General features: G+C 75.7%; 8 protein-coding genes. 1 reads left to right on the top strand and 7 read right to left on the bottom strand.

From position 1 onward, the window contains the following. Nucleotides 1-4: 4 nt before the first annotated feature. The 7 genes from ACFZBD_RS09465 to ACFZBD_RS09435 all read right to left on the bottom strand — a co-directional run bounded on the left by ACFZBD_RS09465 (nucleotide 5) and on the right by ACFZBD_RS09435 (nucleotide 10,925). Complete coding sequence (locus tag ACFZBD_RS09465) at nucleotides 5-277, bottom strand: hypothetical protein (RefSeq protein ID WP_391138168.1); 273 nt, start codon at nucleotides 275-277, stop codon at nucleotides 5-7. A gap of 118 nt (nucleotides 278-395) precedes the next feature. Continuing rightward, complete coding sequence (locus ACFZBD_RS09460; protein WP_391138165.1) at nucleotides 396-1,157, bottom strand: hypothetical protein; 762 nt, start codon at nucleotides 1,155-1,157, stop codon at nucleotides 396-398. 13 nt (nucleotides 1,158-1,170) lie between these two features. Then, nucleotides 1,171-5,943 carry a putative T7SS-secreted protein gene (locus ACFZBD_RS09455; RefSeq protein WP_391138162.1) on the bottom strand — a complete coding sequence of 1,591 codons (4,773 nt, stop codon included), beginning with the start codon at nucleotides 5,941-5,943 and terminating at the stop codon, nucleotides 1,171-1,173. A 12-nt stretch (nucleotides 5,944-5,955) separates the two neighbouring features. Continuing rightward, complete coding sequence (locus ACFZBD_RS09450; RefSeq protein ID WP_391138160.1) at nucleotides 5,956-6,594, bottom strand: hypothetical protein; 639 nt, start codon at nucleotides 6,592-6,594, stop codon at nucleotides 5,956-5,958. Then, a complete protein-coding gene (locus ACFZBD_RS09445) occupies nucleotides 6,584-7,069 on the bottom strand; it encodes a hypothetical protein (RefSeq protein WP_391138157.1) in 486 nt (161 codons plus the stop codon). Before ACFZBD_RS09445 ends, ACFZBD_RS09450 begins: the two co-directional genes overlap by 11 nt. Before the next feature lie 160 nt (nucleotides 7,070-7,229). Then, nucleotides 7,230-8,795 (bottom strand): mucoidy inhibitor MuiA family protein, encoded by a 1,566-nt coding sequence (locus tag ACFZBD_RS09440; RefSeq protein WP_391138154.1) that lies wholly within the window; start codon nucleotides 8,793-8,795, stop codon nucleotides 7,230-7,232. 6 nt (nucleotides 8,796-8,801) lie between these two features. Beyond that, the gene (locus ACFZBD_RS09435) at nucleotides 8,802-10,925 is read right to left on the bottom strand and encodes a DUF4139 domain-containing protein (protein ID WP_391138151.1); all 2,124 of its coding nucleotides are present in this window, start codon (nucleotides 10,923-10,925) and stop codon (nucleotides 8,802-8,804) included. 229 nt (nucleotides 10,926-11,154) lie between these two features. On the opposite strand from ACFZBD_RS09435, the gene ACFZBD_RS09430 reads away from it, so the two are divergent. Then, nucleotides 11,155-13,488, top strand: coding sequence for an FUSC family protein (locus ACFZBD_RS09430; RefSeq protein ID WP_391138148.1), 2,334 nt, complete (start codon nucleotides 11,155-11,157; stop codon nucleotides 13,486-13,488). Nucleotides 13,489-13,521: the final 33 nt, after the last annotated feature.

Here is a 13,521-nt window from a genome sequence, read left to right as displayed (position 1 = left end):
GCCGTCAGTTCATGCTCGCCACCAGCGCGCCGAGGACCATGCCGCCGATCAGGCCGACGGCGCTGACCACGAGGGCGGGCACCGCGAGCCGCTCGTGCCGGACGGTCTTGGCGATGATGGCCAGCACCACGCCGAGGACACCGAAGACGATCGGAAGGAAGAGGAGCGCGACCACGCCCAGCACCATCGCGATGATGCTGAGCACGTTGCCGCTCGCCGCGGGCCGCGGAGCGTCGTGGGGCTGTCCGGTCGGTCGACCACCGTACTGCGTCGTCATCTGCCACTCCTTCGTGAGCACCCAGGGGCCCGGTCCCGATGTCGACCGGCCGCCTTCCGGGTACCCCGAACTCGCCGCTTCAGTACGGCACTTGAGTAACCGACACCGACGGTGTCGGTTACTCGGCGGGGCCGTCGGCGTAGTCCTCGACCAGGCCGGCGACGAGCGCGCGCAGCGCGTCGGCCCGCTGCCGGTCCTCGGGCTGGGCGCGCAGGGCGTCATCCGTGGCGCGGAGGCGGGACAGGGCGGCCGGATCGCCGTCCATCACGTCGTCGATCAGCGGCTCGGTGATCAGGTCCAGGCACGCCGTGAACAGCCGACGGGTGGCGGGAGCGGGCGGGGTGGGGTCGGGGGCGGTGAACCACGGCGTCAGATGGCGGACCGGGTCGGTCAGGCTCCAGCCGACGACCGCCCCGTCCTGGACGAGGAGCGCCACATCGGGGGCGATGCCGATGCGGGCCTCCAGCGGGCCGTCGAGGACGTCGAGGTCCCGCAGCCCGGTCAGCACGGCGTCCCCGGGGGCGCGGCACAGCACCGCGCAGGTCTCCAGGCGGAAGTCCCGTACCTCGTCCGCGAGAAGCCCGCCCGGGCGGACCGCGGGCGCGTCCGGGACGCGGGCGGAGTCCGCGGCCGAGGCGGACTCGCGGGGCAGCCGGAGTTCGACGCCCGCCAGCGCGCGGTCGGCCGGGGCGAACCGGACCTCGTCCGGGGTGTCCCACAGCCGTGCCCCGCTGCCGAAGGTCTCCGCGAGGAACCGCTCCCGCTCCGCCTTGTCCACCGTGGGGTCGACCCGGACGGAGCCTCCTTCGAAGCGGGGGGCGAGGGCGAGCGGCGTGTCCGTCACCGTCGCGGTCCAGCCGTCGTCCAGGGTCACTCGCATCGTCTACGCCGCCTCATTTGATCTGCACCGCCGGGGGCATGAACCCGTTCTTACCCGGAATCCTGCCTTCCACGATGTCGTCGTGGGTAATCGGCCGACCGGCGTCCGTGGCCTTCGCGCCGTTGCCGACCGCCGTCGCCCCGGAGTCGCCGAGGACGCCCGAGGGACCGTACGCCGTGATGGCCTGACCGGCCTCCGAGCCGACGCCCTTGGTCACGACGACGTCGTCACCCTGCCGGAAGATGAGGTTCCCCGCTCCGCCGGTCGACTGGTACACCGCGTCCGGCTGCTTGAGGATCTCCAGGACCCGCTCGTCGGTGAAGCCGTGCATGGTGTCCCCGTGATAGTCGGGGTGCTTCCGGAAGCGTCCGTCCCCGGCCCGCTCGATGACGCCGTCCGCCGCTTTCACGGCCCGCTGCTGGGCCTTCTCCTCCTTCGTGCACTTGGGCATGAGGCCCAGGGGGTCGCAGCCGTCGTACGGGTTGTCCACATAGCCGACGGGGTTCGGCGCGGGGGCGAGGCCGAGCGGGTCCGGCGAGGTGTAGCGGCCGGTCTCGGGGTCGTAGTGGCGGAAGCAGTTGTAGTGGAGGCCGGTCTCCGGGTCGTAGTACTGGCCGGGGAAGCGGAGCGGGGTGTAGGCGGTGCTGTCCTTCGCCCAGGCGGTGGTGCCCCAGAGCGTGCTGCGGGAGTGCCAGGCGATGGCGCCGGACTCGTCGATCAGCTCGGTGGGGGTGCCGATGAGGTCGGTGGCGATGGCGAAGAACCGCCGGTCGATCTCCTCCTGGCGGTCGTCGGCCGTGAGGATGCGCTCGGTCTGGGCGAGCGGGACCACATCGCGGTGGTCCCAGGTGAGGGCGACGGTGTGCGGATCGTCCGGCCGGTGGCCGGTCTGCTCGCACAGGGTGAGCCCGTCCCAGGTGAACCGGACCTCCTCGACCACGCTCTGCCCGTCGGCGGCGAGCCGCTGCTTCGCGGTGCGGCGGCCCAACGGGTCGTAGCGGTACCGCCACCGGGTCCCGTCCGGGGTGGTGACGGCGGTGAGGCGGTTCTCCGTGTCCCACGTGTAGCGCCAGGTGTCGGGCTTGCGGGAGAGGCGGGTCTTCTGCCGCAGGAGGACCCTGCCCAGGGCGTCGTACTCGAAGCGGACCCCTCCGGCGCGGGTGACGCGCGTACCGGTGTAGGCGCGGGGCCCGGTGGCCTCGCCGCCCGGGTGGTGCTCCGGCCAGGAGGCCGAGGTCTGGTTGCCGGTGTCGTCGTAGGCGTACCGCTCTGTCCAGCCCGGCGCGTGGACGGCGGTGACCCGGCCCAGCGGGTCCAGGTCGAAGGTCCGGGTGCCCGACAGCCGGTCGGCGACGGAGAGCAGACGGCCGTCGGCGCGGTAGGCGTAGGCGCGGCCGGTGACGGCGCGAGCCCCGGCGGTGACGTGCTGCTCGGCGAGCCGTCCGGCCCTGTCCCAGGCCGACGTCAGGGTGATCGCGTCCCCGAAGGAGCGGGTCAGTTCGTGCCCGGCGGCGTCGTGGGTGAAGTCGACCCGGCGGCCGCCGGTGGTCAGCCGGGCCGGCAGCCCGACAGCGTCGAAGGCGTAGGTCGTGACGTGCCCGGTGGGCGTGGTCCGCCGGACGCGCCGCCCCAGCTCGTCGTACGCGTAGACCATGGGCCGGCCGTCCACCAACTCTGTCCTGACCCGCCCGCGGCGGTCGTACTGGTAGCGCAGCTCGCTCTCCGGACCGGCCGCCTCCAGGAGCCGGCCCGCCGCGTCGTACGCGTAGGTCGTCACCCTGCCGTCGACGTCCTTGCGGAGGACCTGGCCGAGCCGGTCGCGCGTGAAGGAGACGGTCCCGCCGAGGGCGTCGACCCGCTCGGCGAGCCGTCCCGCGGCGTCCACCCGGTAGGTGAGGGTCCGTCCGTCGAAGTCGGTCTCGGAGACGGTGTTGCCGACCGCGTCGTAGGCGTAGGTCCAGGTCAGGCCCTGCGGGCCGGTGACCTTGGTGAGGCGCAGCGCGCTGTCGTGCTCGAAGGCGTACCGCCCGCCGTCGGGCCGGACGGTGGTCAGCGGCAGGTCGAAGTGGGTGTAGGTGTAGCGCGTGACGCCGCCGGCGGCGTCGGTGTGGGTCAGGCAGTTGCCCTCGCCGTCGTAGGTCCACGACTCCGCGGCGCCGTCCGGGCCCGTGCGGCGGGCGAGCCGCCCGTCGGCGTCCCACTCCACGCGGGTGACACCGCCCGTCGTGTCGGTGACCCGGACCGGGCGGCCGAGGGCGTCCCGCTGCGTCCGGGTGGTCCCGCCGCCCGGCTCGGCCACCTCGACGGTCAGCCCGGCGGCGTCGCACCGTACGCGCGTGGTGGCCCCGAGGCCGTCCGTGACCGAGGTGAGCCGGCCGGCCCGGTCGTAGGTGCAGTGGGTCGTGACCCCGGCCGGGTCGGTGACCGACGTGCGGTTGCCGTGCCCGTCGTAGGCGTACGTCGTCCGCGCCCCGTCCGGTCCCACGACCTCCACCGGAAGCCCGAACGGACCGCGCACCACGCGCAGTTCGCCGCCGTCCGGCCGGGTGGCCACCAGCAGCCGGCCCTCCTCGTCGTAGGCGAAGGTGGTGGTGGCGCCCAACGGATCGGTCCGGGACAGCAGTTCGCCGCCCGGGCCGTAGCCGAAGCGGGTGGTGTGGCCGAGCGCGTCCGTGGTGGCCAGGACACGCGAGCCGGGGCCGACCACATGGCGGGTCCGGTGCCCGGCGGCGGTGGTCAGCGTGGTGGTGCGGTGGCCGGTCTCCGGGTCGGGCTCGGTGTAGGCCAGGGTGAGCTGGAAGTGGCCGGCCTCGCCGCCCTCGCAGACGACCCGGTCGCGGTCGTCGTACACGTAGTCGTAGCGGCTGCCGTTGGAGTCGATCCAGGCGATGACCCGGTGGCGGTCGTCGTAGACGAAGGCGGTGGTGGCGCCGGACGGCCGGGTGACGGTGGTGAGGTCGCCGTCCTCGTAGCCGTAGCCCATCAGGGGAAGGTCGGTACCGTCCTCGGCCGCCCCGGCCAGGGACAGGGCGGTGACCCGGCCGTCGGCGGTGGCCGTCTTCAGCCGGTGGCCCGCCGAGTGGACGAGGGCGAGCGGCAGACCGTCCTCGGCTCGGTCCACGGCGAGGGAGTGGCCGTTGCGCTCGCTGACACCCGCCAGCCACGCCTCGCCGTCGCCGCCCGGCTCGCTCCCCGCCGGGGCGGTGAAGTGGCGGGTCAGCCCGGTGTCGGGCTCGGTGACGGTGTAGTCGCCGTCGGCGTCTCGGGCGAGCAGGGTGCGGGAGCGGCCGGACACCGGCCGGGTCGGCGCGCCGGGCACCGGATGGGGATAGGCGATCAGGAGCCCGTCGGCGGTGACGTGGACGACGCCGACGGGGTCGACCTCCAGCCGCTCGTCCACCGTCGAGGTCCAGGACGGCCCCAGGAACCGGCCGGCCGCGCAGCCGGATTCGGTACGGCGGCTGAAGACCAGCGGCAGGATGCCCGGGAGTTCGACGTCGGTCAGGGCCAGGAACATCCGCCCCGAGGCAAGGTCCACCGGGTCGGTCCCCTCGGTGGTGCGGTCGGCGTCCGGCCGCTCGTGGGTCCCGTCCGGGGCGTCGTCGATCAGCCGGCGCGCCCGGGCGGCGTCGGCGGCGTCCGCGGCGATCCGCACGCCCTTCGCCGCCGCCCCGCCCCCGCCGGTCGCCACGGCCAGCGCCGCGTCGGGCAGCAGGCGTCCGAAACCCTCGTACGGATCCTTCATGAAGTCGCCGATCATCTGCTTCCCGGTGCCCACCGGGTCGTTGACGGCGACCACGAGACCCGCGGCCAGGCTGTTGAGGGACATGGCGTACTCGGCCGGATGCGTGATGTTGTACGGATCCGTGGGGTTGACGCTGCGGACGAAGTTGAGCAGCCCCGCGGTGCCCTTGATGACACCGCCGCCGACGTGGTCCCCCATGATCTGCAGTTCCTGCATGCCGTCGCCCAGCTGCTGGGCGTACGAGGGCTTCTCCGGCGCCTTGTCGCGGGCGGCGCGGACCGCCGTGCGGGCCGTCTCCGCGGCCGTGTTCCGCTGCCTGCGGGCCTCGGCGAGGATGTCCTGCGCCTCCTGCATCAGCTTCCTGCCGGGATCGGCGAACGTCGGCGCCGGGCACGGGGGGAGGGTGGCGGGGTCACGCTCGTCCGAGGGCAGGGCGTTGTACCGCTCGACCGCGCCCTTGTAGTCGTCGATCCTCTTGCGGTGCGCGTCGGCGGCGTTCTCGGAGGCCTTGACGCCCTGCTTCCACTTGTCGATCGCCGTCTGCGCCTCCCCCTGGGCCCAGGTGACGGTGTCGGCGAACGACTCCATCGCGGCGGCCGCCTTCTCGCAGGCGTCGGCGCCGGTGTACCACTTGGGCGGCTGGGTGCTCACGGCGGTCCGCAGCGCCTCCGCTGTCGCGCCCTTGAGCTGGGCGGAGTCCAGGCCCTTGAGGCCGTCGCCCGCGCTGTCGAAGGCCGTCTGGAAGGCGCGGAGCTTGGCCGCCGTGGAGTTGATCGTGCTCGGGCTGCCGTAGATCAGCTTGGTCTTGTCCTCGGTCTGCCCGAGGTCCATCTCGTCGACCTCGGCGCCCATCCGGTTGGCGACCGAACGGGACTGCTCGCGCACCCAGTCCGCGCCGGACTCCCAGCCGACGTCGTCCAGCCGGTCCGCGGTCCAGTTCCCGGCGTCCTCGACCCGGTTGCCGGCCCACTCCACACCGTCCTCGACCGCCTTCTCGACCGAGTCGGGCGTGATGTCGCTGATGAAGTCGCCGATGCCCACCGTGCGTTCCCCCTACTCGCCCTGCTGCTGCTTCGCGCGCTCCTCGGGCGAGGGGCCGAAGGTGTCGTCCAGTGCCCGGTTCCACTGCTCGTCGGTGATGCCCAGCGCGTCGTTGAGCATCTGCGACCGCTCACCGCCCTGACCCTCGGTGAGGACGGTGCGGCCGGTGTCCTTCCAGGTCTGCGCCATCTCCTGGCCGGCCTTGTCGAAGGACTCGGCGCTCCAGTCCGGGTCCAGATAGTCCGGCGTGAGGACGTCGCCCCAGCCCTGCTTCGTGATCTCCTCCTCGGAGGCGTGCGGGCTGCCGCCCATCACGGCGTTGGCGCCCACCTTCAGCGTGCCCTCGATGTACTGGTCGTGCTCCCACTGGGTGCCCGCCGCGAGGCCGAGACGGTTCGCGATCCCGCTCGCGTCGCGCACCAGGGCGCGCACGCCCCACTCCCAGCGCTCGCAGAAGTCCTCGAAGTCGACGGCGAGACCGTGGTGTCCGGCCTCCATCCCGGTCAGCGACAGCTCCGCGAAGCCCTTGCCCATGACCGAGCCGGTGGCGCCGCCGAGGTCGCCGAGCTGGTCGATGGTGGCGCCCACGCCCTGCGTGAACTTGGCCACCGCTCCCTTGTCGAGATCGAGTTCGGCTCCGTCACCGCCCATGGCCCTGGGTCCCTTCGTCCGTCCGGTCGCCTGCGGGGTCGAGGTCGGTGCGGGGGCCGCGTCCGGGGCCGGGCCGGTGGCCGGGTGCGAGGTCGACGGCGGCGCCGTCCGGGACGATGCCGGCGACCGGCGGGAAGAACATCGACCCGTCCTCGGTGGCGATGTCGACCGCGAGGCCGGCCGGCTCGTCCAGGGACGGCACGATCTCGTCGACGATCCGGGCGCCCAGCAGCGCCGCGTAGTCCATCGGCTCTCCGCCGGGCGCCCGCAGCAGGGCGAACCGCGCGAGCGCCGCCTCGTCGGTGAACCCGCAGATCCACCGCACCCCGCCCGACCGCGCCGACCAGAGGCCGTCGTCGGCGGTCGGCACCAGAAGGACCGAGCGCCGCATCTTCCCGACCAGCGCCCGGGGGTCGCCGACCCCTCGTCTCCGCTCGGCGATCCGCTCGGCGAGAGGCGTTCTCGTCCGCTCCACGGGCCCTCCCTCGTCCTCGGTGACTGATGACACCGTAGAGGCAGGACGCGGGAGGCGCGGAGTCGGTTCTCGCCCGGGGCGATCGTGGGTGCCGCCGCGGCTCCGGCCGGGCGCGCCCGGCACCCGGGCGGGGCGGGAGGCGCCCCGGCCCGGCTCCGACCTAGAGGCCGGTGACCTTGGCGCTCGCCGACAGTTCGTAGACCAGGGTGAGCGTACGGCGCCCGCCGGGTGGGAGGTCGACGTCCCAGCGGACGATGCCGTCGGCGTCGACCGCGTCCGGCGGCGGGGAGCACGCGGCCTCCCGCAGCCGCACCTCCACCGCCGACACCTCGGAGACGGGGATCCGCTCGCGCACGGCGACGACCCGTCCGCCGTGCTCGCCGGGGGCGGAGAACCGGGACAGGTGCAGCCGGACCGTGCGCGTGACCACGGTCCGCTGGGTGAGGGCGGTGGAGTCCCGGGTCTCCTCGGTCTGCCGGACCACTCCGACGTCGTCGCGGCTGCCGAAGGCGAGTTCGACGGGGGCGCCGGGCGCGGTGAACTCCAGCGAGCCGCGGCCGGTGAACCCGCTGCCCCGGACCAGGTCCACGGGCCCGGCGAGCAGCGCGTGACCGGACCGGTTGTCGAACCCGGCCACCTCCGTGACCAGCGACGACAACTCCGGTGCGCAGGCGTACTCGCTGGTCACGGCCGTGGTGAAGGAGGAGAGCGGGACCCGGTGCGCGCGGCCGTCGCCGGCCACGGAGACCGGCGCGGGGGCGTGCAGCACACGCGCCTCGCCGCCGTCGTCGACCCCCGGCAGCCCGAGCACGGCGGCGGGGCCGAGCTCCGCGATCTCCTCCTCGCGCAGCTCGACATCGACGGTGCGGCGCTCCGCCGCGGTGCGGTCCTGGAGCGTCAGCCGGTCCTCGCCGAGACGCGGCGGATCGGTGGCACGCGCGGAGCGGGCCGTCGACAGCGTGAGCCGTACGTCCGTCCAGTCCTCGCCGGTCCGCTGCCAGACCATTACGTCGGTCTCCAGCGTCAGGGAGCCGCCGTCGAGCACGGCGCGGTAGGCGGGCCGCCACAGCGCGCAGGGCGTGAGGTGGCTCAGGCGCAGTTCGACCGGACCGGCGGCCGCGGTCTCCACCGTCAGCTCGATGTGGCCGACCAGCTCGGCGGGTTCTCCCTCGGCGAGGTCCACGGCCCGCTCGGCGGCCCCGAGTTCGGCGGTCAGGTCGGCCAGCTCGGCCTCCACCGTCCGCAGCCGCTCGCCGTACGTCTCGCGCTCGCCGTCCACCCGGTCCAGCTCGCGGGCCCACCGCTCGCGTGCGGTCTCGCCGTGGCCGGCGCCCTCGCCGATCTCCCGCAGCAGATCGGCGGCGAGACGGCCGAGGAGGTCGAGCCTGGCCCGCAGCCGGTCGCGCCGCCGCTCCAGGGCCGGCCGCTCCTCTTCCAGGGCGCGGACGCGGCGAAGCAGGGGCGAGTCCTCGTCGGCGGACGGCACCGGGCTGCGAGGCGTCCAGTCGCGGACGATCCGCACGTGGTGCACGGTCGCGGGGTGGTCGGCGAGCAGCTCGGCGTGCAGGGTCCGGTCGACGGCCAGCGCGCTGACCGGGCCGAACCGCAGCCGCCGGACCCCGGCGTCGAGGTCGAGCACGGTGGTGCGTTCGACGTGGGTGCGGTCCTCGAGGCAGGTGACGGCGGTGACGGGGAGGGGGATCGGTTGCGGGTGACGGGTGGTCATGGCGGGTCAGCTCCTGCGGTTACCGCCGACCAGGGCCTTGCCGGTCGGGATGCGGATCTCGTAGCCGCCGTCGAGGGCGGTGGTGGCGCCTGCCGGCAGGTCGAGCCGCCAGACACGGGTGCCCGGCGCGTGGTGATCGGGCCCGGTGCCCTCCTCGGGCACCGACCAGTCGGCCCGTTCCTCGATCCGTACGTCCGGGTCGGAGGTGACGGGCACCCGTTCGCGGACTTCGACGGTGACGGGCTTGGCGAGCCGGTTGGCCAGCTCCACGTGCACCCGGTGGTCGAGGACGGTGGTGTTGTTGCGCAGGCCGGAGGTCGACTCGCGCAGGTTCGTCCGGCGGGTGACCTTGATGCCCTCGGCCGGTCCGAGGCCGACCCGGCGGACGCCGCCGGGCGCGAGCGTGGGCAGGGCGGCGGTCAGCAGGAACTCGTCGTCGACCGTGACCTCCACCGGCCCGGCCAGCAGGGCCTGGTCGGTGGCGTTGGAGAGCACCAGCGTCGCGTACGCGGCCTGCTCCACGGATGGCACGCAGAGGTACTCCGTGCGCAGCCCGACCGCGATCTCGCCGACGGTGACCGTGTGCCAGGTGCCGTCCGACGGGACGTCCGCGCGGGCGGCGGCGTCGAAGCGGTGGTCGAAGGAGCCGGCCGAGACGCGGGGCCGCACGGCGTGCCCGGGCAGCGGCAGCGAGGCCACCGCCTCGGCGCGGCGGCGGTACTCCGTCGCCACCGGGTCGAAGGAGGGGCCGGGGAACAGCAGCCCGCGGCGGTCGCCCGGCTCGTCGGGGCCGCTCAGGACGAGGGCGGCGTAGTCGAGTTCGGCGCCGCTCGGGCGCGGGGGGCCGGGGAGCGGCGGCGGGGCGGGGGCCGGGGGCGGCGGTGCGTAGGCCCGGCCCGGGGCTGCCGGGGCCGGGGGAGCGGCGCCCGAGGGGGCCAGGGGCGCCATGGCGGGGGCGGGGACGGGTCCGCCACCGGCCGGCCCGCCGCGCCGCCGGGCCGGGGCCGGCAGCGCGTAGTCGGGCACGGCCCCGAAGACGCCCGTGGAGGTGCTGTCCGAGCCGCCGAACGCGGGCGCGGCCGGAGGCATCCCGCCGTAGCCCTGCGGTGCGGGCGGCGGGGGAGGGGGCGGCGTCGGCGCGGGACCGTAGGCCCCGCCGGGCCCACCGACCGCCATCAGGCCGGGCGGGACGGGTGGGGGGCCCGCGGCGTCGTAACCGGAGAACAGATCACCGAGCCCGGCGGGAGGCTCGCGCCATCCGGACGGCGCCGGGGCGGGCTGACGGCGGCCGATGCGGGTCGAGCGCAGCCGCGGCAGATCCGTGCGCCGCCGGAGGTCGGCGGTGGCCAGGGCGATGCGGACGCCGGTCCAGTCCTCGCCGGTCCGCTGGGCGACCGAGGCGCGCAGCACCAGGCGGCCGCTCCCGTCGCCCTGACGGTGGGTGAGCCGGTACGTCGGGACCCAGACGGCGCCCGGGACCCCGTACTCCAGCTCCACTTCCGTCTCGGCCCCCGCCCCCTGGGCGTCCGGGCCGTCGAAGGTGAGGACGGCGCAGACGGTGGTCTCCACGTGCGCGGAGGGTGCGGCGGTGGAGGCGCGGGCGAGCCGGTCGGCGGCGACGGCGAGCTCCCGCCCGGCCGCGCGCAGCGCCTCCTCCAGCTCGGCCAGCCGGGCGTGCAGACCGGTCAGCCGCTCCTCGACGAAGTCGGCGAGGTCCAGCCAGGCGTCGACCGGGGTACGGCGGTGCGGGTCGTCCCGCTTGCGCCCGGGCGGGACCGGATGGAGGGCCCTGGCCTCCTCGATCAGGCTCAGCTGCCGGTCCCGGCGGCCCCGGGCGGCGGCGTAGGCGTCCTCCAGCCGCTTGTGTTCGCGCCGCGCGGTGTCGGCCGTGTCCGGCTCGCGCGGCTCGGCCTCCACCACCACCCGTGCCTCGGTCACCCGCACCCCCGGGGCGCCCAGGACACGGACCCGCAGCGAGTCCGGGTCCAGCGAGCGGGGGAGCCCGGTCACCCGCACCCGGCCGTCCGGGGGCACACTGCCCCGGGCCGAGCGGCGGCAGACCGCGCCCTGGGCGTACACCACGACCGCGTCGAGGACCGACCCCCACCGCTGCGCCGCCTCGGATGTCATACGCGCTCCCCCCGCTGTGCCGTGCTGAGCGAAGCCTACGCCCGGGCAACCGCGCCTCCACGGGGAATTCCACGTTCGCGCGACCCGACGAGACCCGACGCGACCCGACGCGACCCGACGCGCCCCGACGCGACCGACCCGACCCGGCGCCGCCGCGCCTGCCGGGGCCGCGCCGCCCGGACGGCGGGCGTGGGGTGCCGGGGAGCGGGGCGTGGCCGATGCTGGGGAGATGGGTGCCAACGGTGCCGGCGGCCGCGCGGGCGCCGGGGGCGTCGACGAGAAGAGGGGCCGCTTCCCGCTGCCTCCCGCCTACCGGCCCGCGGCCCGGCGCTCGCTCCGGGTCACGCTGGCCGCCGGAGCCGGGTTCTACCTCTTCCTGTACGGCTTCCAGGAGCCCGTCGCCGCCACGTACGCCCTCTTCGCCGCGGTGTCGCTCGCCGGCCTCTCGCGCATCCCCGGAACCGGACGGCAGCGGGCCACCCTGCTGCTGCGGTCGCTTCCGGCCACCTGGCTGCTGGTCGCCGCGGGCACCTTCCTGGCCGTACGGACCTGGAGCGCCGTGGCCGGGATGCTGGTCATCGGCTTCGCGCTGGCGTTCGTCGCCGTGGGCGGACCCCGCCCGGCGGGCGCCGCCCCCGGGCTCCAGCTCCTCTACATCCTGCCGTCCTTCCCGCCGTACGCCCCCGACACCCTGGGCGAGCGGCTGATCGGCACCACCGTCGGGATCCTCGTGCTCGTCCTCGCCGAGGCGTTCCTGCTGCCCGAACCGCCCACGGTGACGTACCGGGAACTCGCCGCGCGCGCCGCCGCCACGGCCGGACGGTGCGCCGCCGAACTGGCCCGCCCCCCGTACGCGCTGTCGCCGGAGACCGCGGCGGCGGCTGGGGCGGCGGCCGCCGCGCTGCGGCCCTCACACGTCCCGGAGGCCGAGCGTCCTGCCGGTCCCGGGGTCCGCTCCCGCGGTCTGAGCCATACCGGCCTCGCGGCCCGCACGCTGCTGAACCGGCTGGTCCGGCTGCCCGCCGTACCGCCGGGACCGGACCCGCCGGACCTGGGCCTCGACGTGCTGCGCGCGCTGGGGCGGTCCGCCGAGGACAGCGCCGCGCGGCTGCGCGGGGCTCCCGGCGGGGAGGCGGCGGCCGCGCTGGCCCGGCAGCGGGCGCGGCTCGCCGACGCCCCGCTCCGGCCGGCCGTCCCCACGTCCGCCCGCCGCCGGGCCGACCTGCTGGAGCTGGCCGACGCGACGCTCGCCCTGGCGGCGGCGGCCGGCCTGGCGGTCGAGGGCCGGCGCGCCGGGACCGCCCTTCCCGTCGGCCGGTTCTGGTACGCGCGGATGCGGGCGCCCCAGCTGTGGTGGCGGCGCCTGGTGGGCAACGCGGGGAGCAGGTCCGTCTTCTTCCAGAACGCGGTACGGATCAGCCTCGCGCTGGCGGCCGCCCGGGCCATCGCCGGGCTCGCCACCCTGCCGCACGGCTTCTGGGCCCTCCTCGCCACCCTGACCCTGACCCGCACGACCCTCGAGGCGACCCGGGCCGGCATCCGGCAGGCGCTCACCGGGACGCTGATCGGGGCCCTGTGCACGGCCGGGTTCCTGGCCCTCGTCGGCACCGACACCACCGTGTACGCGGCCGTGATGATGCCGGTGCTGCTGGTCACCTTCACGGTGGGCCCGGTGAAGGGCGTCGGCTGGGCCCAGGCGCTGTTCGCGCTCACCGTCTCCCTGGTCTTCGCCCAGCTGGCCCCGGCGACCTGGCGGCTGGCCGAGGTCCGGCTCTTGGACGTCGTCATCGGCAGCGCGATCGGCGTCGTCTTCGGACTGCTGGCCTGGCCGCGGGGCGCGCACGCCGAAGTACGGCGCTCGTGCGCCGCGCTGCTGCGGTCCGCCGCCGAAGGCGTGGTCACCACGGCCGCGACGGTGGCGGCCGGCGGGGTGCGGGACCCGGCCGCACCCCCGGGGAACACCTCCCTGCGCCGCGCGCTCGTCCTGGCGGAGTCCGCGTTCGCGCAGTACCTGAGCGAACCGCGCGGTGCGGTGGGGAGCACGTCGGGGGCGGGGTCCGCCGGGACGCGCCCGCCCGGGACCGGACCCTCCGCGTCCGGTCCCGCGATCGCCGTCATTCCCGGAGCGGGCGGGCCCGCTCCGGACGCCCCCGGGCCCGTCGACTGGCAGGCCGTGCTCCTCGCCGGGCACCACACCCTGTGGGGCGCGGAGCGGGTGCTCGTACCGCCCGTACCGCCGACGGGCCTGCCGGCCCCCGCCGTCGTACCGCCGCTGGAGCCCGGTGAAGCGGCCGCGCTGATGGGGCTGGCCGACGAGGTGGCGGGACGAATGCTGCTGCTGTCCGCCGCTCTGGACCCGCGGGAGGACTCTCCCGGGGCGCAGCCTCCGGCGCCCATGCCGGCGCTCTCGCCGCGCGCCCCCGCCGGAGGGGCCGCGGCGACCGGCCCCGTATCGGCCTCGACGGCGACCGGCTACTATGCCGCGGACGCCTGGCTGGAGGCGCTGCTGCCGGACCTGGACCGGATCACGGACGACGGTCCCGGGCGGCACGCGGGGCGGTGAACCGCACACGCTCCGCACACGCGGCGGGCTCCG

Source organism: Streptomyces sp. NPDC008121 (assembly GCF_042957155.1).
Classification (GTDB): Bacteria; Actinomycetota; Actinomycetes; order Streptomycetales; family Streptomycetaceae; genus Streptomyces.
This window is presented reverse-complemented; position numbering and strand designations above follow the sequence as displayed.